Raw genomic sequence first — 21,255 nt, 5'->3', positions numbered from 1 at the left:
CGGGTTCCAGACGCTCAGGCGGTTCAGCCTCGACGGGCAGGCGCGACCCGCTTTTTGTCCAGTTCGCGGCAGGCGTGTTGGACCATATCTTCGGTGATCTGCACTTCACGGCCTTGGGCATCGATGTACGAGCACGGCAAGTGCTGGGGCTGGCGGATCACTTCAATCTTGGCGGTGCTGCTGTTTTGCAAGGACATGGCCTGTCTCCTCATCAGGTTGTGTGCTCACTGTAAAGTCCTCGCGTGACCAGGCTGTTACAACTCCATACCGGATCAGCGAAGCGAAGGCCCAGTCCAGCAGAAACCCTTGCAAAACGCCAGTCAGTGCTTAGACCGATAGACACTAGGCCCCGGGCCTCGGGGCATAATCAACCCGCCCCGCAGGCGATTTGACAGAGTTCTGTGCCAATGCGGTGTAGGCTTGTCGCGGTACTCCTCAGGTGATGCTCGTTATGCTCTCAGCCCGTCAACGCCGCGCCATTCGCCTGGCCAGCCGTTTTATCGCTCCCTATCGTTGGCAGGCATTCGGTGCCCTGCTGGCCCTGATCGTCACCGCTGGCGTGACCTTGTCGATGGGGCAGGGAATCCGACTATTGGTCGATCAAGGGTTCATGACCCAGTCACCTCAGTTGCTCAACCAGTCGATTGCCGTGTTCATGGTGCTGGTGGTGGCGCTCGCGATCGGAACCTTTACCCGCTTCTACCTGGTGTCGTGGATCGGTGAGCGCGTCGTGGCAGACATTCGCCGGCAGGTGTTCAACCACCTCATCTACTTGCATCCCGGGTTCTACGAGAACAACCGCAGCTCGGAAATCCAGTCGCGCCTGACCACCGACACGACGCTACTGCAGTCGGTGATCGGCTCGTCACTGTCGATGTTCCTGCGCAATGCCTTGATGGTGATCGGCGGCATTGTGTTGCTGTTTGTCACCAACCCCAAGCTCACCAGCATCGTGGTGATCGCACTGCCGCTGGTGCTGGCGCCGATCCTGCTGTTTGGCCGTCGGGTGCGCAGCCTGTCACGCCTGAGCCAGGACCGCATTGCCGATGTGGGCAGCTACGTGTCCGAAACCCTTGGCCAGATCAAGACCGTGCAGGCCTACAACCACCAGGCGCAGGACCAGCAGCGGTTTGCCGCCACGGTAGAACAAGCCTTCAGCACCGCCCGCAAGCGCATCGTGCAGCGCGCCTGGCTGATCACTTTGGTGATCATGCTGGTGCTGGGCGCCGTCGGTGTGATGTTGTGGGTGGGCGGCATGGACGTGATCGCCGGGCGCATCTCTGCGGGAGAGCTGGCGGCGTTTGTGTTCTACAGCCTGATCGTCGGCAGCGCCTTTGGCACGTTGAGCGAGGTGATTGGCGAGCTGCAGCGTGCCGCGGGCGCCGCCGAGCGCATCGGCGAATTGCTGCAATCCACCAGTGACATCCAGGCGCCGACCAGCGGTGTGATCAAGCTGGCGCAGCGCGTGAGTGGCCGGCTGGAGCTGCAGGATTTGCGGTTTTCCTATCCCTCGCGTCCGGACCGCTTCGCTGTCGACGGGCTCAGCCTGGGCATCCAGGCCGGTGAGACCCTGGCGTTGGTCGGGCCGTCCGGCGCAGGTAAATCGACGATTTTCGACCTGCTGCTGCGTTTTTACGACCCGCAACACGGTCGCGTCTTGCTTGAGGGCCAGCCCTTGACCGAGCTGGACCCCCAGGACCTACGCCGCTGCTTCGCCCTGGTGTCCCAAAGCCCGGCGCTGTTTTTTGGCAGCGTCGAAGACAACATTCGCTACGGCAACCCGTCTGCCACCTTCGCCCAAGTGGAGGCCGCAGCGCGCATTGCCCATGCCCACGATTTCATCCTGCAAATGCCCGACGGCTACCAGACCCACCTGGGCGACGGTGGCATGGGCCTTTCCGGCGGGCAGCGCCAGCGCCTGGCCATTGCCCGTGCGCTGTTGGTGGACGCACCGATCTTGTTGCTGGATGAAGCCACCAGCGCACTGGACGCCCAAAGCGAGCACCTGATCCAGCAAGCGCTGCCCCAACTGATGCAGGGCCGCACCACCCTGGTGATCGCCCACCGCCTGGCCACCGTGAAAAACGCCGACCGCATCGCCGTGATGGACCAGGGCACGCTGGTCGCCGTGGGCACCCATCAGCAATTGATTGCCAATAGCCCGCTGTATGCGCGCCTGGCGGCGCTGCAATTCAGCGAAGGTGAAGCAGGGGGGCGCGGATAGCTAGAGCGACAAGCTTCAAGCCTGCCGCTTGAAGCTGCCCTAACGCTTACTGATCGTCGAAATACCGCTCGTGCCAGTCCACCAGCGGTTGCGGCACGTTGAGCTTCTGGCCGTAGATCACCGAATAAGACAGCACGTTTTGCACGTATTGGCGGGTTTCGTCGAATGGAATGCTTTCTACCCACACATCGAAACTCAGGTGGTCGGCCCCGCGCAGCCATTGGCGCACACGGCCGGGCCCGGCGTTGTAGGCGGCGGACGCGAGCACGCGGTTGCCGTTGAACTGGCTGTGGACCTGGCTCAGGTAGGCCGCGCCGAGCTGGATGTTCTTGTCCGGGTCGAGCACTTGCTGGGGTGAGGCCAGCGGGATGCTGAATTTGCGCGCGGTTTCCTTGGCGGTGCCGGGCATCAGTTGCATCAGGCCGCTGGCGCCGACGCCGGAGCGGGCGTCGTCCATGAATGCGCTTTCCTGGCGGGTGATGGCAAAGACCCAGCTGGAGTGCAGGCCACGGACCTTGGCTTCACGCACCAGGGTGTCGCGGTGGGCCATGGGGAAGCGGATGTCCAGGTCGTCCCAGTACTGCGCCTGGCTGATGGTGCGGATGGCCGGGAAGTACCATTTCATGTCGTAGGCCAGTTTGGCCTGCGCCACCATTTCGTCGCGGTTGAAGTGGCGGCTGACGTGATACCACTCGCGTCGGCCGTCTACGACCTGGCCGCGGGCATAAAACTCCAGGGCACGGCGCACCCCTGGGGTGTTGCGCACTTTATTGATCAGCGCCTGGCTCATGACCAGCGGCCGGTTGGTGAGCTGGTAGGGGGACTTGGAACGGTCCGCCGCCAGGAAGCCGTAAAAGTCACGCTCCTTGGCCACGTTCTTGTACAGCACCAAGGCCTGCGGGTTGTTCGGTTCTGCCAGTTCCAGGCTGCGGGCCTGCCAGTAGCGCCAGCGGTTGGTGGTGGCCAGGTCTTGCGGCAGTTTGCGCGTCAACTGGTAGGCATCTTCCCAGCGGGCCAGGCGCAGCAGCAGGCGCAAGCGCCATTCGGACACGGTGTTGTCACGCAGTTCCGGGTCGTACTGGGTCATCACATCGAGGGCGCGAGGGTCGAAGCGGCGGGCCAGGGTCAGGCCGATTTCCCGGGCGATGGACACTTTTTCGTCACGGGAGAAGTGCATGCTGCTGGCATACCCGTCGAGCAGGGCCATGGCCTTGTCGGGATCCTGGCGTGCCAGGCGGCGAAGGCCCAGGCCGACGGCGTCGGACATGGCCTCATTGGCCGGCAGGAAACGTGACGGGTTGCTGAGCATGTCCGGGTTTTGTGCCACATCCACCATCAGGCGGCCTTGGGCGCCCAGGGTAGGCAATGTTTTCACCAGGCTGTTGGCCAGCGCGTAGTTGCGGGCCTCGGCTGCCAGTTTGGTGCGGTCCCAGATCTTCTGCTCGGTGAGTTGGCCGTCGGCGGCCCACTGGCCAAACGTCGCATCGCAGGCGGCGGGCTGGGACTTGCCCGTCAGCCAGAGTTTTTCGGCGATCTTGTAGCCTTCAGCCTTATGGACGCCCAATTGATACTGGCCATGGAGGCAGTCCAGCTCGACGAAATTGAGCTTGGGGTCGTAGTACTTTTCGAAGGTTTGCCAGTCACCCCGGTCGGCCAGGGTGCGCAACCAGCGCAGTTTCATCCAGTTGGCCTGGGGCAAGTCACCGTTTTTGGCGAGGAACTGTTCGATCTCCTCGTTGCTGGCGGTCTTAAGGCGGGCGGTCAGTTCGTCGTACGCCAGGTAAGGCGTCAACGGGTAGTCGGCCAGGGCCTGGCGGTATTGCATGTACGGGCTGCTGTCGCCTTTGGCCAGGGCGCGCTTGGCCTCATCGTAATATTGGCGTTGGGTGGTGAGGTCCACCGCCTGTGCAGATTGGGCGGCGGTGGCACAAAGAAGCAGACAGGATAAATAGCTGAAGAGGCGACTGCGCATGAGACGTCCGTGCAGAGAAAACTTGGCGAGTGCCGATCTCCCGACACTGATTGCCCCCTAGCTTAGCCTTTTGGCCGCAGCCCATGAAAGCTTTGCGGACGGGTTCGTGAAAGTTCACTGCAAATGTCTCTCAGCGTGTGTCAGTGATGAAAATCCCGGCCGCTCAAGGCCCTAACTCAGGTAGAATGCGCGCCCGGTTTTTGGAGAAGCTCATGACCCTGCTCAAATTCAGCGATGTGTCCCTTGCTTTCGGCGCTATGCCGTTGTTGGACAAGGTGTCCTGGCAGATCGCCCGTGGTGAGCGGGTGTGCATCATTGGCCGTAACGGTACGGGCAAGTCCAGCATGATGAAGCTGGTCAAGGGCGATCAGAAGCCCGATGACGGTGCTATCTGGCGTGCGCCGGGCCTGAAAATTGGCGAATTGCCGCAAGAATTGCCGGTGGCCGACGGACGGACAGTGTTCGACGTGGTCGCCGAAGGCCTGGACGGCGTCGGTGCGTTGCTCGCCGAGTACCACCACCTGAGCCAGAACATCGTCACCGACGCCGACCTGGACAAGCTGATGCACGTCCAGCAAGACCTCGAGGCCCGTGACGGCTGGCGCCTGCAGCAACTGGTGGACAGCACCCTGAGCCGCCTGCAATTGCCGGCCGACAAGACCCTTGCCGAATTGTCCGGCGGCTGGCGTCGTCGCGTCCTGCTGGCCCAGGCGCTGGTTTCCGAACCTGACCTGCTGCTGCTCGACGAACCGACCAACCACCTGGACATCGGCGCCATCGCCTGGCTTGAAGAAGCCGTGAAGGACTTCCAGGGCGCCGTGCTGTTCATCACGCACGACCGTGCCTTCCTGCAAAGCCTGGCCACCCGCATTCTGGAACTGGACCGCGGCGGCCTGATCGACTGGAACGGCGACTACGCCAGCTTCCTGGTGCACAAGGAAGCAGCGTTGGCGGCGGAAGAAACCGCCAACGCGCTGTTCGACAAGCGCCTGGCCCAGGAAGAAGTGTGGATTCGCCAGGGCATCAAGGCCCGCCGTACCCGTAACGAAGGCCGTGTGCGTGCCCTCAAGGCGTTGCGTGTCGAGCGCAGCGAGCGTCGTGAGCGCACCGGCAAGGCGAATATCCAGCTGGACACCGCCGAGAAATCCGGCAAGCAGGTCATGGTGCTGGACAACGTCAGCTTCCATCACCCGGACGGCCCGTTCCTGATCAAGGATTTCTCCATGGTCCTGCAACGCGGCGACCGTATCGGCCTGCTCGGCGCCAACGGGACCGGCAAGACCACCTTGCTCAAACTGATGCTCAGCGGCCTGCAGCCCACCAGCGGCAAGGTGGAGGAGGGCACCAAGATCGACGTGGCCTACTTCGACCAGTTGCGCCATCAGTTGGACCTGGAAAAAACCGTGATCGACAACGTGGCCGAAGGCCGCGACTTTATCGACATCGACGGCCAGAGCCGCCACGTGCTCAGTTACCTGGGCGACTTCCTGTTCAGCCCGCAGCGTGCGCGTACGCCGGTCAAGGCGTTGTCGGGGGGCGAGCGTGCGCGCTTGCTGCTGGCCAAGCTGTTCAGCAAACCGTCCAACCTGTTGGTACTCGACGAACCGACCAACGACCTGGACGTGGAAACCCTGGAACTGCTGGAAGAAGTGTTGCTGACCTTCAGCGGCACCGTACTGATGGTCAGCCACGACCGGGCATTCCTCGACAACGTGGTCACCAGCACCCTGGTCTTCGAAGGTGAAGGCAAGGTGCGTGAATACGTGGGCGGTTATCAGGACTGGCTGCGTCAGGGCGGCTCGCCGCGTCTGTTGGGCGTGACCGAGAGCAAGTCTGGCAAGGCTGACCTGAACTCGGCGGTGGTGACGCCGGTGGCTGCACCGGCACCGGTGCAAGAGGCGGCGCCTGCGCCGAAGAAAAAACTCAGCTACAAGCTGCAGCGCGAGCTGGAAGCGTTGCCGGGTGACATCGACGCCAAGGAAAAACAGATCGCTGCCGTGGAAGGCGAAATGGCCGACGCGGGTTTCTACCAGCGCCCTGCTGCCGAAACGGCCAAGGTCATTGCGTCCCTTGAGCAGTTGAACGCCGAGCTGGATGTGCTGGTGGAGCGTTGGGCCGAACTGGACGCCTGATCGAGGCGCACTAAAAAAACCGGTGCTCTTTATGGAGCGCCGGTTTTTTATGGGGGCCGCTATTTAAATGGCTGAAAGGCTCAAGACGATTTGGTCAGCTTCACGGCCAATACATCGCACGGCGCACCGTGCAACACATCATTGGCGGTAGAGCCCAGCAGCAATGCCAGGCCGTGTCGGCCGTGGCTGCCCACCACGATCAAGTCGCAATGCTGCTCCTTGGCCAAATGGTGGATTTCCTGGCGCGGCTGGCCGTACGTCAGGTGACTCTGGTCTTTTTTCAGCGCCGGGTATTTGTTGATCAGCCGCTCAAGGCGCTCCTTGGCCTGATCGAATTGTTGTTGCTGCAACTGGGAAAGGTCCATGGGCACGTCACCGCCAAAGGCCATAGCCATGGGCTCCACGATATGCACCAGGGACAGTTTCACGGTGTCACCCGCCAGGCCGACTGCGCGCTTGATTACCGGGTCGCACTCTTCAGTCAGGTCCACGGCAACCAGAATATGTTCGTAGGGCATGAGGTGTTCCTCCAGGGGACTGCAATAGGTTCAGTATGGCTGGTTTCAAGCGGATGACGTGGCGACAGGTCAAATCCGCTCATCGAGAAAATTCGGAGGTACACATATGACGGTCTGGATAGTGGTGTCAATCCTTGTCGTGGTTTTGAGCCCCTTGGCCTGGCTGCGCCCCAACCGTCATCAAAGTGGCCGCATGGCCCTGCGCATGGAGGCGCGGCGCATCGGGCTGGCCATGCAATTGGCCCCCCAGCAATGGCCGCACTGGCTCAAGCAGGTGCCGCCAAGCCCCTGTGCGCAGTATTACCGGCCACGGCGGGGCAAAGTGCCGGCGGTCTGGAGTTATTGGCAGTTGGAGCCGGGGACGTGGGTCAATCAGTGGCAGGAAACCTGCGCCGACGAGCAGTTGATGCCGTACCTGGCGACGTTGCCCGCGAACGTCTACAAGGTGGAGGCAGACAAGCAGATGATCGCCTTGTGCTGGGGCGAAAAGGGCGAGGCAAGCGTGTTGCAAGACATCAACGCGCTGCTCAAGGCCTTGGCCTGAGGTGTTGAGGCGGCAATAAAAAGCCCGACATCATCATCGGGCTGGAGTTGGCCAGGCAGGCCGGTAAATCGATTTTTCCTACGCCGAATGTTCATTCAGGCGTTCTTTCAGTTGCCGCTAGACTAGCGGTTTATCCCGTTCTGTACAGACCTTTCCTACAAATATTTACTGATTAATTGCCTGAATGTTTGAGCATCGGTCGAACGAAGGCCTAGGGTTCTGGTGCCGAACTGACTGAAAAGTCGCGTTTTTGCAGGCCGCTCGGGCGATTGACAATCGCCTGGATTTGGCCGAAGGTGGCGTACCCAAATCAAACGGGCGTATGAATTGAGCGTTTGTCTGTCACCTCATTCATACAGAACCCGACTATCGCGTTGGCGGGTGTGCCTGGCAGATTGGCGTTAGCATCGACGGAGACGTCTGTGTTGAAGCTGTGGCCAGCGTCCAGCGTGTACTGTTCAGCTTCCATATCGTGGAGATCAGTTGATGATTTACGAAGGTAAAGCCATCACGGTTAAGGCTCTTGAAAGTGGCATCGTCGAACTGAAATTCGACCTCAAGGGTGAGTCCGTCAACAAGTTCAACCGTCTAACCCTGAACGAACTGCGTCAGGCCGTCGACACCATCAAAGCCGATGCCTCGGTCAAGGGCGTGATCGTCTCCAGCGGCAAGGACGTGTTCATCGTCGGCGCCGACATCACCGAATTCGTCGACAACTTCAAGCTGCCCGATGCCGAGCTTGTGGCGGGCAACCTCGAAGCCAACAAGATTTTCAGCGATTTCGAAGACCTCAACGTGCCCACCGTTGCCGCGATCAATGGCATCGCGCTGGGTGGCGGTCTGGAAATGTGCCTGGCGGCCGACTTCCGTGTGATGTCGGCCACGGCCAAGATCGGCCTGCCGGAAGTCAAGCTGGGCATCTACCCAGGCTTTGGCGGCACCGTGCGCCTGCCGCGCCTGATCGGCGCCGACAATGCCATCGAATGGATTGCCGCCGGCAAGGAAAACGGCGCTGAAGACGCGCTGAAAGTCGGCGCCGTCGACGCCGTGGTTGCGCCAGACAAACTGGCCGACGCCGCCCTGAACCTGATCAAAGGTGCCATCAGCGGCGCTTTCGACTACAAGGCCAAGCGCCAGCCCAAGCTTGAAAAACTCAAGCTCAACGCCATCGAACAAATGATGTCGTTTGAAACCGCCAAAGGTTTCGTAGCAGGCCAGGCCGGCCCGAACTACCCGGCGCCGGTTGAAGCGATCAAGACCATCCAGAAGGCCGCGAACTTCGGTCGCGACAAGGCCCTGGAAGTCGAAGCCACAGGTTTTGTCAAGCTGGCCAAGACGTCTGCCGCGCAGAGCCTGATCGGCCTGTTCCTGAACGATCAGGAACTGAAGAAAAAGGCCAAGGCCTATGACGAAATCGCCAAGGACGTGAAACAGGCTGCCGTACTCGGCGCCGGTATCATGGGCGGCGGTATCGCCTATCAGTCGGCGTCCAAAGGCACGCCGATCCTGATGAAGGACATCAACGAACACGGTATCGAGCAGGGCCTGGCGGAAGCCGCCAAATTGCTGGTGGGCCGGGTTGATAAAGGTCGCATGACCGCTGCGAAAATGGCTGAAGTGCTCAACGGCATTCGTCCTACGCTGTCCTACGGCGATTTCGGTCACGTCGACCTGGTGGTCGAGGCCGTTGTCGAGAACCCGAAGGTCAAGCAAGCGGTACTGGCTGAAGTCGAAGCTCAGGTAAAAGAAGGCACTATCCTGGCCTCCAACACCTCGACCATTTCCATCAGCCTGTTGGCCAAGGCCCTCAAGCACCCGGAAAACTTCGTCGGCATGCACTTCTTCAACCCGGTGCACATGATGCCGCTGGTGGAAGTGATCCGCGGTGAGCACTCCAGCGAAGAAGCGGTGGCCACCACCGTTGCCTATGCCAAGAAAATGGGCAAGAACCCGATCGTGGTCAACGACTGCCCGGGCTTTTTGGTCAACCGCGTGCTGTTCCCGTACTTCGGCGGTTTCGCCAAGCTGGTCAGCGCCGGTGTGGACTTCGTGCGCATCGACAAAGTCATGGAAAAATTCGGCTGGCCCATGGGCCCGGCGTACCTGATGGACGTGGTCGGCATCGACACCGGCCACCACGGTCGCGACGTGATGGCTGAAGGCTTCCCGGACCGCATGAAAGACGATCGCCGCTCGGCCATCGACGCGCTGTACGAGGCCAAGCGCCTGGGCCAGAAGAACGGCAAGGGTTTCTACGCCTACGAGGCCGACAAGAAGGGCAAGCAGAAGAAAGTGGCCGACCCTTCGGTTCACGAAGTCCTCGCGCCTGTCATCTACGAGCAGCGTGAGGTGTCGGACGAAGACATCGTCAACTGGATGATGATCGCCCTGTGCCTGGAAACCGTGCGCTGCCTGGAAGACGGCATCGTCGAAACCGCCGCCGAGGCCGACATGGGCTTGGTGTACGGCATTGGTTTCCCTCCATTCCGTGGCGGTGCGCTGCGTTACATCGACTCCATCGGTGTGGCCCAGTTCGTTGCCCTGGCTGATCAATACGCTGATCTGGGCCCGCTGTACCACCCGACTGCGAAGCTGCGTGAAATGGCCAAGAATGGCCAGAGCTTCTTCGGTTAAGTGCCCAGACGACTAGAGCGAGAATATTTATGAGCTTGAACCCAAGAGACGTCGTGATTGTCGACTTCGGTCGTACTCCGATGGGCCGCTCCAAGGGCGGCATGCACCGCAACACCCGCGCCGAAGACATGTCGGCGCACTTGATCAGCAAGTTGCTGGAGCGCAACAGCAAGGTTGACCCGGCCGAAGTCGAAGACGTGATCTGGGGCTGCGTCAACCAGACCCTGGAGCAGGGTTGGAACATCGCGCGCATGGCGTCCCTGATGACGCAGATCCCGCACACCTCGGCCGGCCAGACCGTCAGCCGCCTGTGTGGCTCCTCCATGAGCGCGCTGCACACCGCAGCCCAGGCGATCATGACCGGCAACGGTGACGTCTTCGTCGTCGGCGGCGTGGAGCACATGGGCCACGTGAGCATGATGCACGGCGTGGACCCTAACCCGCACATGTCCCTGTACGCGGCGAAAGCCTCGGGCATGATGGGCCTGACCGCAGAAATGCTCGGCAAGATGCACGGCATCACTCGTGAAGCCCAGGACGCCTTTGGCCTGCGTTCCCACCAGTTGGCCCACAAAGCAACCGTGGAAGGCAAGTTCAAGGATGAAATCATCCCGATGAACGGTTACGACGAGAACGGTTTCCTGAAACTGTTCGACTACGACGAAACCATCCGTGCCGACACCACCCTGGAAAGCCTCGCGGCGCTCAAGCCTGCGTTCAATCCAAAGGGTGGCACCGTGACAGCCGGTACGTCTTCGCAGATCACCGATGGCGCCTCGTGCATGATCGTGATGTCGGCCCAGCGGGCCCACGACCTGGGCATCCAGCCATTGGCGGTGATCCGTTCCATGGCCGTGGCAGGTGTGGACCCGGCGATCATGGGCTATGGTCCAGTACCGGCCACACAAAAAGCATTGAAGCGCGCAGGCCTGACCATCAACGACATCGACTTCTTGGAACTCAACGAAGCTTTCGCCGCACAGGCCCTGCCCGTGCTGAAAGATTTGAAAGTGCTCGACAAGATGAACGAGAAGGTTAACCTGCACGGCGGCGCGATTGCCCTGGGTCACCCGTTCGGGTGCTCCGGTGCACGTATCTCCGGCACGTTGCTTAACGTGATGAAACAAAATGGCGGCAACCTTGGGGTTGCTACCATGTGCATTGGCCTTGGCCAAGGCATCTCCACCGTCTTCGAACGCGTTTAAGCGTTGGGTTGACGGAAGCCGGGGCCCAGTGCCCCGGTTTTTGTTTTTTTGGAATTTCTGTAGTTTTTTTTTAACAAAGTTTGTGGGAGGTCAGAGCATGAAAGTCGAGCCAGGGCTCTACCAGCATTACAAAGGTCCGCAGTACCGTGTTTTTAATGTTGCACGGCATTCGGAAACCGAAGAAGAACTGGTGTTTTATCAAGCGCTGTATGGCGATTACGGCTTTTGGGTGCGCCCCTTGAGCATGTTCTGCGAGACAGTCGAAGTTGACGGCAGGCAGGTCCCGCGCTTTGCTTTGATCCAGGTCGAACCGAGCCTTTTTTCGGCGTAATACGGGCAGGTTGCGCACAATGCTGTGCTTGACCTCACCCTGTCGCCACTATATATAGCGTTGCCGCGTCAGGCGCCAACCGCCTTTCACCTCTCGAATTCAGGAATTTTCCGATCCATGGGCAAATCGCTGGTCATTGTGGAATCCCCGGCTAAGGCCAAGACCATCAACAAGTACTTGGGCAACGAGTACGTGGTGAAGTCGAGTATCGGCCATATCCGCGACCTGCCCACCAGCGGTTCGGCCAGTGCCACCAAGGAGCCTGCTGCCAAGCGCGGCAAGGCGGCCGCGGGCGAAGGTCCGGCGCTTTCGCCTAAAGAAAAGGCGCGCAAGCAGCTGGTTTCGCGCATGGGAGTCGATCCGGACCACGGCTGGAAAGCCAAGTACGAGATCCTCCCGGGCAAGGAAAAAGTCATCGAAGAGCTGCGCAGGCTCGCCAAAGATGCCGACACCATCTACCTCGCAACGGACTTGGACCGCGAAGGGGAAGCCATTGCCTGGCACCTGCGCGAAGCCATTGGTGGTGACGACAGCCGCTACAAGCGTGTGGTGTTCAACGAAATCACCAAAAAAGCCATCCAGGACGCCTTCTCCAAACCGGGCGAGCTGGACATCGACCGCGTCAACGCCCAGCAGGCCCGCCGCTTCCTCGACCGCGTCGTGGGCTACATGGTGTCGCCGCTGTTGTGGGCGAAGATCGCCCGTGGCCTGTCCGCTGGCCGTGTGCAGTCGGTGGCGGTGAAGCTGGTGGTCGAGCGCGAGCGCGAGATCCGGGCGTTCAACCCCGAAGAATACTGGGAAGTCCACGCCGACCTGGGCACCACCAAGGGCGCTAACGTGCGTTTTGACGTGGCCCGCGAAAAAGGCGAGGCGTTCAAGCCGCTCAACGAAGCCCAGGCCATGGCCGCGCTGGAAAAGCTCAAGGCTTCCAGCTACAGCGTCATCAAGCGTGAAGACAAACCCACCAGCAGCAAGCCGTCGGCGCCGTTCATCACCTCCACCCTGCAACAGGCCGCGAGCAACCGCCTGGGCTTTGGTGTGAAGAAAACCATGATGATGGCCCAGCGCTTGTACGAAGCGGGCTACATCACCTATATGCGTACCGACTCCACCAACCTGTCGGTGGACGCGGTAGCGATGGCACGCACTTACATCGAAAGCGAATTCGGCAACAAGTACCTGCCGGAAAAGCCCAATGTCTACAGCAGCAAGGAAGGTGCACAAGAGGCGCACGAAGCCATTCGTCCGTCCGACGCCAACACCACGCCAGCCAAGCTTTCCGGCATGGAGCGTGACGCAGAGCGCCTCTACGAGCTGATCTGGCGCCAGTTCCTGGCCTGCCAGATGCTACCAGCGCAGTACCTGTCCACCACCGTGAGCGTAGGCGCCGGTGACTTCGAGCTGCGCGCCAAGGGCCGCATCCTCAAGTTTGACGGTTACACCCGCGTATTGCCGCAAATCGCCAAGCCGGGCGATGACGACGTGCTGCCCGACATGGCCCAGGGCGATGCGCTGAAACTGGTCAAGCTCGACCCGTCCCAGCACTTCACCAAGCCACCGGCGCGCTACTCGGAAGCCAGCCTGGTCAAGGAAATGGAAAAACGCGGTATCGGTCGCCCGTCGACTTACGCGGCCATCATTTCCACCATCCAGGACCGTGGCTACGTCGCCTTGCACAACCGTCGTTTCTATTCGGAAAAGATGGGTGACATCGTCACCGAACGCCTGGCCGAGAGTTTCTCCAACCTGATGGACTACGGTTTCACCGCTGGCATGGAAGAAAACCTCGATGACGTGGCCCAGGGCGAGCGCGACTGGAAAAACGTACTCGACGAGTTCTACGGCGACTTCAAGAAAAAACTCGAAGTGGCCGAAAGCCCCGACAGCGGCATGCGCGCCAACCAGCCGGTGATGACCGACATCCCGTGCCTGACCTGCGGTCGGCCGATGCAGATCCGCACCGCCTCCACCGGCGTGTTCCTGGGCTGCTCGGGCTACAGCCTGCCGCCCAAAGAGCGCTGCAAGGCCACGGTCAACCTGGTGCCGGGTGATGAAATCGCCGCCGACGACGAAGGTGAGTCCGAGTCGCTGGTACTGCGTGGCAAGCACCGTTGCCCTATTTGCAGCACGGCGATGGACGCCTACCTGCTGGACGAAAAACACAAGTTGCACATCTGCGGTAACAACCCAGATTGCAACGGCTACGAGATCGAAGAAGGCACCTACCGCATCAAGGGCTACGAAGGTCCGAGCCTGGAATGCGACAAGTGCGGCAGCGAGATGCAGCTCAAGACCGGCCGTTTCGGCAAGTTCTTCGGCTGCACCAACCCGACCTGCAAAAACACCCGCAAGCTGCTTAAAAGCGGTGACGCGGCGCCGCCGAAGATGGACCCGGTGAAAATGCCGGAGCTCAAGTGCGAGAAGGTCGACGACACCTACATCCTGCGTGACGGCGCTTCGGGCCTGTTCCTGGCGGCCAGCCAGTTCCCGAAAAACCGCGAAACCCGCGCACCGCTGGTCATCGAAATCGCCCCGCACAAGGACGAGATCGATCCCAAGTACCACTTCCTGTGCGAAGCGCCGAAAAAGGACCCGGACGGTCGCCCGTCAGTGATCCGCTACAGCCGCAAGACCAAGGAGCAATACGTGCAGACCGAAGTGGAAGGCAAGCCTACCGGCTGGAAAGCCTTCTACGACGGTGGCAAGTGGAAGGTCGAGGACAAGCGCCAGGGCGCTTGATGCGCTAACCGCTCGATACCGAGGCCGCCTGCGAAGGCGGCCTTTTTTTGCGCTTGCAGTGGCCTTGGCCGATCCATGACACTGTTGAGCCAGCATCACGCCTTATTTCGTTGTGGAGACTGCCGTCATGGCCAACGAGCTCTATACCCGCACCAACCAGAAAATCTACTTTGCCGGGTTGTCCCTGGAGGCCCTGGCTCGCACCGAAGCGGGCAAAGAGATGAACGCGATTGCATTGGTACAGGCCGGGCGTGAGGCCGCACTGTTCCACCTGTATGGCGCCTTGCTGGGGTTGTGCCATGAAATCGCCGGGTTCTACCGGTTGCCCGAAGCCGGGGCGATCCGCGCCGAAACCATCCTGGCGCCCAAGGTGCTGGAGTCGATGGCCATTCCGGAGCTGGCGGAACTGGTGGAAATGACGCAAAACCCCGACAGCTGGGTGGCGCGCCTGCTGGCTGCGCACTTGGCGATGTTCCAGCCGCCGCGTATTCCCCACAAACCCAAGGGCGACGTGACCCAGCCGCTGATCGTGGCGGTGAACCTTGAGGACGAAGCGCCCGCGCCGCTGAGTCGCGAAGAACTGGAAAGCTGGCGCCAGTCGCTAAAGGCCCTGGCGATCCGTTTTCGTGACGGCCTGAACGAGTGCTGACACACCCTGGGCCCGCTTTAATTTGACGCTCCACCCCCAAGCCACTAACCTTCGCCGCTTGTTTCAGGTGCTCTGTGGCACAGGTGTCGACAGGGTGAAACAGGGAAGCCGGTGAGTGCGTGCACTTTTGACAGTGCCGCTACGATTCCGGCGCTGCCCCCGCAACGGTAAATGAGTCAATACGGTGCTTTTAGCCACTGTATCGCCTGGCGATATGGGAAGGCGCACCGCGGGCGTTCTTGCAGAAGAGGCGCTGCTCATGAGCCCGGAGACCGGCCTGGACCATTCAACAGCATCACGGTGGGCGATGCTTGGCTGTCTGTGTGCCTTTTTCCTGCCCGCCGTTTACATCCAGCCCCAACGGAGAGCTGCCATGACCGAATCCCCCGACCGTGACGAACGCCATTTGGCGCGCATGCTGCGCAAAAAAGCGGTGATCGACGAACGTATTGCCAATTCCCCGAACGAATGCGGCCTGCTGCTGGTGCTCACCGGCAACGGCAAAGGCAAGAGCAGTTCGGCGTTTGGCATGCTGGCGCGGTCCATGGGCCACGGGATGCAATGCGGTGTGGTGCAGTTCATCAAGGGGCGTAACAGCACCGGCGAGGAGTTGTTTTTCCGCCGCTTCCCTGAACAGGTGCGTTTTCACGTGATGGGCGAGGGCTTCACCTGGGAAACCCAGGACCGCCAGCGTGACATCGCCGCCGCCGAAGCCGCCTGGGCGGTATCGCGGCAGATGCTGCAAGACCCGTCCATCGGCCTGGTGGTGCTGGACGAACTCAACATCGCCCTTAAACACGGCTACCTCGACCTCGACCAGGTACTGGGCGACTTGCAGGCCCGTCCGCCGATGCAACACGTGGTGGTCACGGGTCGTGGCGCCAAGCCCGAACTGATCGAACTGGCCGACACCGTGACCGAAATGGGCCTGCTCAAGCACGCCTTCCAGGCCGGTATCAAGGCACAAAAGGGCATCGAACTTTGAATCAGCCGCGTCATTGCCCGGCCGTCCTGATCGCCGCACCGGCGTCCGGCCAGGGCAAAACCACGGTCACCGCCGCATTGGCGCGCCTGCACCGCAACCTTGGGCGCAAGGTGCGCGTGTTCAAGTGCGGGCCGGACTTTCTCGACCCCATGATTCACGAGCGCGCCAGCGGGGCGCCGGTATATCAACTGGACATGTGGATGGTCGGCGAGCAGGAAAGTCGCCGCTTGCTGTGGGAAGCGGCGGGGGAGGCCGACTTGATCCTGATCGAAGGCGTGATGGGGCTGTTTGACGGCACCCCGTCGAGCGCTGACCTGGCGCGGCATTTTGGTGTGCCGGTACTGGCGGTGATCGATGGCACGGCCATGGCGCAGACCTTTGGCGCGCTGGCCCTGGGGCTGGCGCGTTACCAGCCAGACCTGCCGTTTGCCGGGGTGCTGGCCAACCGTGTGGGCACGGTGCGGCACGCGCAATTACTCGAAGGCAGCCTCACCGAGGGCCTGCGCTGGTACGGCGCGCTCTCGCGGGAAACCGGGATCGAACTGCCGAGCCGTCACCTCGGCCTGGTGCAGGCCAGCGAACTCAACGACCTGGACCTGCGCTTGGACGCCGCCGCGCAAGCCTTGGGCAGCAGCTGCGAAGTGGCGCTGCCACCGCCGGTGGCGTTTGCCGCACCCGAACCGATCGAAGCCGCGCCGTTGCTGACTGGCGTGCGCATCGCCGTGGCTCGCGATGAAGCCTTTGCGTTTACCTACGGCGCGAGTCTTGATCTGTTGCGGGCGATGGGCGCGCAGTTGCTCTTTTTCTCGCCGATCCATGACCGGGCGTTGCCCGACGCCGACAGCCTGTACCTGCCCGGCGGCTACCCGGAATTGCACCACCAGGCCTTGTCGGAAAACACCGCGATGCTCGGTGCGATCCGTGCTCATCATGCGGCCGGAAAACCGCTATTGGCCGAATGCGGCGGCATGCTTTACCTGCTCGACTCGCTCACCGACGTGGACGGCAACCGCGCCGCGTTGCTCGGTTTGCTCCAAGGCGATGCGGTCATGCAAACACGCCTGGCAGCCTTGGCGCTGCAAAGTGTCGAGCTGCCCGAAGGCACCTTGCGCGGCCACACCTACCATCACTCCCTGACCAGCACCGAGTGGCAGCCCATCGCCCGGGGCCTGAGCCCCAACGGCGGGCGCGGCGCCGAGGCGGTGTATCGCCAGGGCCGAATGACGGCCTCTTATGTTCACTTTTATTTCCCGTCCAACCCGGCGGCGGTGGCAGCCTTGTTTGTGCCCGACGCTGCGCCACACCCGGTGGGTACGGGCTTGCCCGCGATGAGCCCATGACCGACAACGCCTTTCCCGAAGCGGACCGCGCCGCCGTCTACCGCGCCATCGCCGAACGCCGTGATATGCGCCATTTCAGCGGTGGCACCGTCGCGCCAGCGTTATTGCAACGCCTGCTGCACGCCGCCCACCAGGCGCCGAGCGTGGGCCTGATGCAACCCTGGCGCTTTATCCGCATCAGCAATCGCACCCTGCGCGGGCACATCCAGCACTTGGTGGAAGAGGAGCGCGTGCGCACCGCCCAGGCGCTGGGCGAGCGCTCGGACGACTTCATGAAACTCAAGGTCGAAGGCATCCACGACTGCGCCGAGGTGCTGGTGGCCGCGTTGATGGACGGCCGCGAGCGGCATATCTTCGGCCGCCGCACCTTGCCCGAAATGGACCTGGCATCGTTGTCCTGCGCGATCCAGAATTTATGGCTGGCGGCCCGTGCCGAAGGGCTCGGCATGGGGTGGGTGTCGCTGTTCGAACCCCAGGCCCTGGCCGACCTGCTGGGCTTGCCGCCCGGTGCCAAGCCGTTGGCCGTGTTGTGCCTGGGCCCGGTGACCGAGTTTTATTCGGCACCGATGTTGCAGCTCGAAGGCTGGGCCGAGCCTCGGCCACTGAGTGACATGCTGTATGAAAATGCTTGGGGAGTGAGTCAATGAGTGTGGCCTTGCTGAGTGTCGCCGCCGTAGCGCTGGATGCGCTGTTGGGCGAGCCCAGGCGCTGGCATCCGCTGGTGGCGTTCGGCAATTTTGCCGGGCGCGTCGAACAACGTTTCAACCCGGGTGGCCGGGGTTGGCGCAGCCATGGTGTGACCGCGTGGTTTATCGCCGTGGTGCCGCTCACCCTGTTGGCCACCGTGTTGTCCTGGGCGCCGTATATCGGCTGGGTCCTGGAAATACTGGCGCTGTACTGCGCCCTGGGCATGCGCAGCCTGGGCGAACATGTGGTCCCCGTGGCGCAAGCGCTGCGCAGCGATGACCTGGACGCAGCCCGCCAGCGCGTCAGCTACCTGGTCAGTCGCCAGACCAGCGAGCTGGACAGCACCGAAGTGGCCCGTGCGGCCACCGAGTCGGTGCTGGAAAACGGCAGCGACGCGGTGTTCGCCGCGTTGTTCTGGTTTGTCATCGCAGGCGTTCCCGGTGTGGTGCTCTATCGCCTGAGCAACACGCTGGACGCCATGTGGGGCTATCGTAACGAGCGCTTCGAGCGCTTTGGCTGGGCAGCGGCAAAAATCGACGATGTACTCAACTACATTCCCGCACGATTGGTGGCGTTGACCTACGCCCTGTTGGGCAAAACCCGCCTGGCCCTCAAATGCTGGCGCACGCAGGGGCCGACCTGGGACAGCCCCAACGCAGGCCCGGTGATGGCGGCCGGTGCCGGGGCGCTGGGCGTGGAACTGGGCGGGGCGGCGATTTATCACGGTGAGTTGCACCAACGCCCGCCCTTGGGCGAAGGCCCGCCGGCTGATGCCGACGCTATCGAGCGCGGCTGGCAACTGGTGCAGCGCGGCGTGTGGCTGTGGTTGCTGATCCTCTGCGTGGGGACCGAATTTTATGCTTGAACACGGTGGCCGCTTGCGCAAAGCCGCACTGCAATACGCGATTGCCGAAGCCGACTGGGTGGACCTGTCCAGCGGCCTGGCGCCGTGGCCCTGGCCCATCCCCGAGATCCCGTTGCGGGCGTGGGCGCGGCTGCCTGAAACCGATGACGGGTTGGAGCAGGCCGCGTGCGAGTACTACGGCGCCACCCACGTGCTGCCGGTGGCGGGTTCTCAGGCGGCGATCCAGTTGCTGCCGCGCTTGCGCCGTGCGGGCAAGGTGGGCGTGCTGTCGCCGTGCTATGCCGAGCATGCCGAAGCCTGGCGCCGCGCCGGTTACATCGTGCGCGAGGTCATGGAGCAGGAGGTCGACTTTTTCATCGACAGCCTCGACGTGCTGGTGGTGGTCAACCCCAACAACCCCACGGGCCTGAGCCTGGCCCCGCAACGCCTGCTCGACTGGCACGCCCGGTTGGCCCGGCGCGGCGGCTGGCTGGTGGTGGACGAAGCGTTTATGGACATCACCCCGCAGTTGAGCCTGGCGGGCCAGGCCCATCAGGTGGGGCTGATTGTGTTGCGATCATTCGGCAAGTTTTTCGGCCTGGCCGGTGTGCGCCTGGGCTTTGTGTTGGCGGAGCGCAAGTTGCTCAAGCTGCTCGCCGAACAGGTCGGGCCCTGGGCGGTCAGCGGCCCCACGCGGGTGTTGGGCCAGGTTTGCCTGCGCGATACCGTAGGCCATGCACAGCAGCGCTTGCGCTGCGAGGCCGCCAGCCAGCGCCTGTCTGATCTGCTGGAGCATCACGGTTTGCGGCCCCAGGGCAGCTGTGCGTTGTTTCAATGGTTGATCACGGGCCACGCCGAGCGGCTGCACGAATTCATGGCGCGGCGCGGCATCCTGCTGCGCTTGTTCGCGCACGACAGCAGCCTGCGCTTCGGCTTGCCGCACACCGAAGCCGACTGGCAGCGCCTGGAACAGGCCTTGATCGCCTACAAGGAAACCCCATGAGTACCCTGATGGTGCAAGGCACCACGTCCGATGCCGGTAAAAGCACGCTGGTCACGGCGCTGTGCCGCTGGCTGGTGCGCCAGGGCATCACGGTGGCGCCGTTCAAACCCCAGAACATGGCCCTCAACAGCGCAGTGACGGCCGAAGGCGGCGAGATCGGCCGCGCCCAGGCCGTGCAGGCCCAGGCGGCCAACCTGGCGCCGCACACCGACATGAACCCGGTGCTGCTCAAGCCCAATAGCGACACGGGCTCACAGGTGATCATCCATGGCCGGGCGGTGACCACCATGAACGCGGTGGCGTATCACGACTACAAGGCTATCGCCCTGCAGGCGGTGCTGGCCTCGCATGCGCGATTGAGCGCGGCGTACCCGGTGGTCATGGTCGAAGGCGCGGGCTCACCGGCGGAGATCAACCTGCGGGCCAATGACATCGCCAACATGGGCTTTGCCGAAGCCGTGGATTGCCCGGTGCTGCTGATCGCCGATATCAATCGCGGCGGGGTGTTCGCGCACCTGGTGGGCACCCTGGAATTGCTGTCGCCCTCGGAGCAGGCGCGGGTCAAAGGCTTCATCATCAACCGCTTTCGCGGCGACATCGCGCTGCTGCAACCGGGGCTCGACTGGCTGCAAGCGCGCACCGGCAAGCCGGTGGTGGGCGTGCTGCCCTACGTGATGGACCTGCACCTGGAAGCCGAAGACGGCATCGACCGCCGCCAGACCGACAAGGCCTCCCAGGTGCTCAAGGTGGTGGTGCCGGTGCTGCCGCGCATCAGCAATCACACCGATTTTGACCCGCTGCGCCTGCACCCCCAGGTGGACTTGCAGTTCGTCGGCCCGGGGCAGGCCATTCCGGGCGCCGACTTAATCATCCTGCCCGGCTCGAAAAGCGTGCGTGCCGACCTCGCTTACCTGCGCGCCAATGGCTGGGACACCGCCATTGCCCGGCACTTGCGCTACGGCGGCAAGGTGCTGGGGATTTGTGGCGGGTTGCAGATGCTGGGCGAGCAGGTGCATGACCCGCTGGGCCTCGAAGGGCCAGCCGGTTCCAGTGACGGGCTGGGCTTGTTGCGGTTCAGCACGACGCTTGAAGCCGAGAAGCAGCTGCGCAACGTGCAGGGGCGCTTGTCCCTGGAGGACGCTGCCGTGAGCGGGTATGAAATTCACGCCGGTGTGACCCGGGGTGAAGCCCTGGCGCAGCCGTTGGTGGTGCTGGACGACGGGCGCCTGGACGGCGCGTGCAGCGTCGACGGGCAGGTCCTCGGCACGTACCTGCACGGCCTGTTTGAAACCCCGTCCGCGTGCGGCGCGCTCTTGCGCTGGGCGGGCTTGAAGGACGTGCAAACGGTGGATTACCACGCCCTGCGCGAGCGGGACATCGAGCGCCTGGCCGACCTGGTGGAGCAGCACCTGGACACCGCGTTGTTACGGACCTTGTGTGGAGTGTGA

17 protein-coding genes and 1 riboswitch are annotated in these 21,255 nt (G+C 62.3%); of the genes, 14 read left to right on the top strand and 3 right to left on the bottom strand.

Going from position 1 to position 21,255, the window contains the following annotated elements:
• Nucleotides 1–23: 23 nt before the first annotated feature.
• Nucleotides 24–197 (bottom strand): PA1571 family protein, encoded by a 174-nt coding sequence (locus tag ACW9H9_RS10515; RefSeq protein ID WP_457342997.1) that lies wholly within the window; start codon nucleotides 195–197, stop codon nucleotides 24–26.
• 245 nt (nucleotides 198–442) lie between these two features.
• Between ACW9H9_RS10515 and ACW9H9_RS10510 the strand changes: the two genes are divergently transcribed.
• Nucleotides 443–2,224: an ABC transporter transmembrane domain-containing protein gene (locus ACW9H9_RS10510; RefSeq protein ID WP_457342998.1), complete on the top strand. Its 1,782-nt coding sequence runs from the start codon at nucleotides 443–445 to the stop codon at nucleotides 2,222–2,224.
• A 46-nt stretch (nucleotides 2,225–2,270) separates the two neighbouring features.
• On the opposite strand, the gene ACW9H9_RS10505 is transcribed toward ACW9H9_RS10510, so the two are convergent.
• Nucleotides 2,271–4,196, bottom strand: coding sequence for a transglycosylase SLT domain-containing protein (locus ACW9H9_RS10505; RefSeq protein ID WP_457342999.1), 1,926 nt, complete (start codon nucleotides 4,194–4,196; stop codon nucleotides 2,271–2,273).
• Between the two features lie 212 nt (nucleotides 4,197–4,408).
• Between ACW9H9_RS10505 and ACW9H9_RS10500 the strand changes: the two genes are divergently transcribed.
• Entirely contained in the window at nucleotides 4,409–6,328 is a 1,920-nt protein-coding gene (locus ACW9H9_RS10500) for an ATP-binding cassette domain-containing protein (protein ID WP_457343000.1), read from the top strand.
• An 80-nt stretch (nucleotides 6,329–6,408) separates the two neighbouring features.
• Here ACW9H9_RS10500 and ACW9H9_RS10495 read toward each other — a convergent pair whose 3' ends face one another.
• Nucleotides 6,409–6,846: a universal stress protein gene (locus ACW9H9_RS10495; protein ID WP_457343001.1), complete on the bottom strand. Its 438-nt coding sequence runs from the start codon at nucleotides 6,844–6,846 to the stop codon at nucleotides 6,409–6,411.
• Nucleotides 6,847–6,952: 106 nt separating this feature from the next.
• Here ACW9H9_RS10495 and ACW9H9_RS10490 point away from each other — a divergent pair, with 106 nt between their 5' ends.
• The 12 genes from ACW9H9_RS10490 to ACW9H9_RS10435 all read left to right on the top strand — a co-directional run bounded on the left by ACW9H9_RS10490 (nucleotide 6,953) and on the right by ACW9H9_RS10435 (nucleotide 21,255).
• Nucleotides 6,953–7,390, top strand: coding sequence for a hypothetical protein (locus ACW9H9_RS10490; protein ID WP_457343002.1), 438 nt, complete (start codon nucleotides 6,953–6,955; stop codon nucleotides 7,388–7,390).
• A gap of 486 nt (nucleotides 7,391–7,876) precedes the next feature.
• On the top strand, nucleotides 7,877–10,024 hold the full coding sequence (fadB, locus tag ACW9H9_RS10485; protein WP_457343003.1) for a fatty acid oxidation complex subunit alpha FadB: 2,148 nt from the start codon (nucleotides 7,877–7,879) through the stop codon (nucleotides 10,022–10,024).
• A 29-nt stretch (nucleotides 10,025–10,053) separates the two neighbouring features.
• Complete coding sequence (fadA, locus tag ACW9H9_RS10480; protein WP_457343004.1) at nucleotides 10,054–11,229, top strand: acetyl-CoA C-acyltransferase FadA; 1,176 nt, start codon at nucleotides 10,054–10,056, stop codon at nucleotides 11,227–11,229.
• A 97-nt stretch (nucleotides 11,230–11,326) separates the two neighbouring features.
• Nucleotides 11,327–11,560, top strand: a complete 234-nt coding sequence (locus ACW9H9_RS10475; protein WP_457343005.1) for a DUF1653 domain-containing protein — start codon at nucleotides 11,327–11,329, stop codon at nucleotides 11,558–11,560.
• 117 nt (nucleotides 11,561–11,677) lie between these two features.
• Nucleotides 11,678–14,299 (top strand): type I DNA topoisomerase, encoded by a 2,622-nt coding sequence (gene topA, locus ACW9H9_RS10470; protein WP_457343006.1) that lies wholly within the window; start codon nucleotides 11,678–11,680, stop codon nucleotides 14,297–14,299.
• Nucleotides 14,300–14,426: 127 nt separating this feature from the next.
• Nucleotides 14,427–14,948: a DUF6586 family protein gene (locus ACW9H9_RS10465; RefSeq protein ID WP_457343007.1), complete on the top strand. Its 522-nt coding sequence runs from the start codon at nucleotides 14,427–14,429 to the stop codon at nucleotides 14,946–14,948.
• A gap of 48 nt (nucleotides 14,949–14,996) precedes the next feature.
• Nucleotides 14,997–15,243, top strand: a riboswitch (cobalamin riboswitch).
• 78 nt (nucleotides 15,244–15,321) lie between these two features.
• Entirely contained in the window at nucleotides 15,322–15,933 is a 612-nt protein-coding gene (gene cobO, locus ACW9H9_RS10460; protein WP_457343008.1) for a cob(I)yrinic acid a,c-diamide adenosyltransferase, read from the top strand.
• Nucleotides 15,930–17,273, top strand: coding sequence for a cobyrinate a,c-diamide synthase (locus ACW9H9_RS10455; protein WP_457343009.1), 1,344 nt, complete (start codon nucleotides 15,930–15,932; stop codon nucleotides 17,271–17,273). The genes cobO and ACW9H9_RS10455 overlap by 4 nt, the downstream gene beginning before the upstream one ends.
• The gene (bluB, locus tag ACW9H9_RS10450; protein WP_457343010.1) at nucleotides 17,270–17,920 is read left to right on the top strand and encodes a 5,6-dimethylbenzimidazole synthase; all 651 of its coding nucleotides are present in this window, start codon (nucleotides 17,270–17,272) and stop codon (nucleotides 17,918–17,920) included. Before ACW9H9_RS10455 ends, bluB begins: the two co-directional genes overlap by 4 nt.
• A complete protein-coding gene (cbiB, locus tag ACW9H9_RS10445; RefSeq protein WP_457343011.1) occupies nucleotides 17,917–18,825 on the top strand; it encodes an adenosylcobinamide-phosphate synthase CbiB in 909 nt (302 codons plus the stop codon). The genes bluB and cbiB overlap by 4 nt, the downstream gene beginning before the upstream one ends.
• Complete coding sequence (gene cobD, locus ACW9H9_RS10440) at nucleotides 18,818–19,807, top strand: threonine-phosphate decarboxylase CobD (RefSeq protein ID WP_457343012.1); 990 nt, start codon at nucleotides 18,818–18,820, stop codon at nucleotides 19,805–19,807. The genes cbiB and cobD overlap by 8 nt, the downstream gene beginning before the upstream one ends.
• Nucleotides 19,804–21,255, top strand: a complete 1,452-nt coding sequence (locus ACW9H9_RS10435; protein WP_457343013.1) for a cobyric acid synthase — start codon at nucleotides 19,804–19,806, stop codon at nucleotides 21,253–21,255. The genes cobD and ACW9H9_RS10435 overlap by 4 nt, the downstream gene beginning before the upstream one ends.

The sequence above is a fragment of the Pseudomonas sp. SDO5215_S409 genome (genome assembly GCF_054071325.1).
This window is presented reverse-complemented; position numbering and strand designations above follow the sequence as displayed.

Coding starts and splice junctions, on each gene's coding strand:
- ACW9H9_RS10515 (WP_457342997.1), bottom strand. CDS start 197: ATGTCCTTGCAAAACAGCAGCACCGCCAAGATTGAAGTGATCCGCCAG.
- ACW9H9_RS10510 (WP_457342998.1), top strand. CDS start 443: ATGCTCGTTATGCTCTCAGCCCGTCAACGCCGCGCCATTCGCCTGGCC.
- ACW9H9_RS10505 (WP_457342999.1), bottom strand. CDS start 4,196: ATGCGCAGTCGCCTCTTCAGCTATTTATCCTGTCTGCTTCTTTGTGCC.
- ACW9H9_RS10500 (WP_457343000.1), top strand. CDS start 4,409: ATGACCCTGCTCAAATTCAGCGATGTGTCCCTTGCTTTCGGCGCTATG.
- ACW9H9_RS10495 (WP_457343001.1), bottom strand. CDS start 6,846: ATGCCCTACGAACATATTCTGGTTGCCGTGGACCTGACTGAAGAGTGC.
- ACW9H9_RS10490 (WP_457343002.1), top strand. CDS start 6,953: ATGACGGTCTGGATAGTGGTGTCAATCCTTGTCGTGGTTTTGAGCCCC.
- fadB (WP_457343003.1), top strand. CDS start 7,877: ATGATTTACGAAGGTAAAGCCATCACGGTTAAGGCTCTTGAAAGTGGC.
- fadA (WP_457343004.1), top strand. CDS start 10,054: ATGAGCTTGAACCCAAGAGACGTCGTGATTGTCGACTTCGGTCGTACT.
- ACW9H9_RS10475 (WP_457343005.1), top strand. CDS start 11,327: ATGAAAGTCGAGCCAGGGCTCTACCAGCATTACAAAGGTCCGCAGTAC.
- topA (WP_457343006.1), top strand. CDS start 11,678: ATGGGCAAATCGCTGGTCATTGTGGAATCCCCGGCTAAGGCCAAGACC.
- ACW9H9_RS10465 (WP_457343007.1), top strand. CDS start 14,427: ATGGCCAACGAGCTCTATACCCGCACCAACCAGAAAATCTACTTTGCC.
- cobO (WP_457343008.1), top strand. CDS start 15,322: ATGACCGAATCCCCCGACCGTGACGAACGCCATTTGGCGCGCATGCTG.
- bluB (WP_457343010.1), top strand. CDS start 17,270: ATGACCGACAACGCCTTTCCCGAAGCGGACCGCGCCGCCGTCTACCGC.
- cbiB (WP_457343011.1), top strand. CDS start 17,917: ATGAGTGTGGCCTTGCTGAGTGTCGCCGCCGTAGCGCTGGATGCGCTG.
- cobD (WP_457343012.1), top strand. CDS start 18,818: ATGCTTGAACACGGTGGCCGCTTGCGCAAAGCCGCACTGCAATACGCG.
- ACW9H9_RS10435 (WP_457343013.1), top strand. CDS start 19,804: ATGAGTACCCTGATGGTGCAAGGCACCACGTCCGATGCCGGTAAAAGC.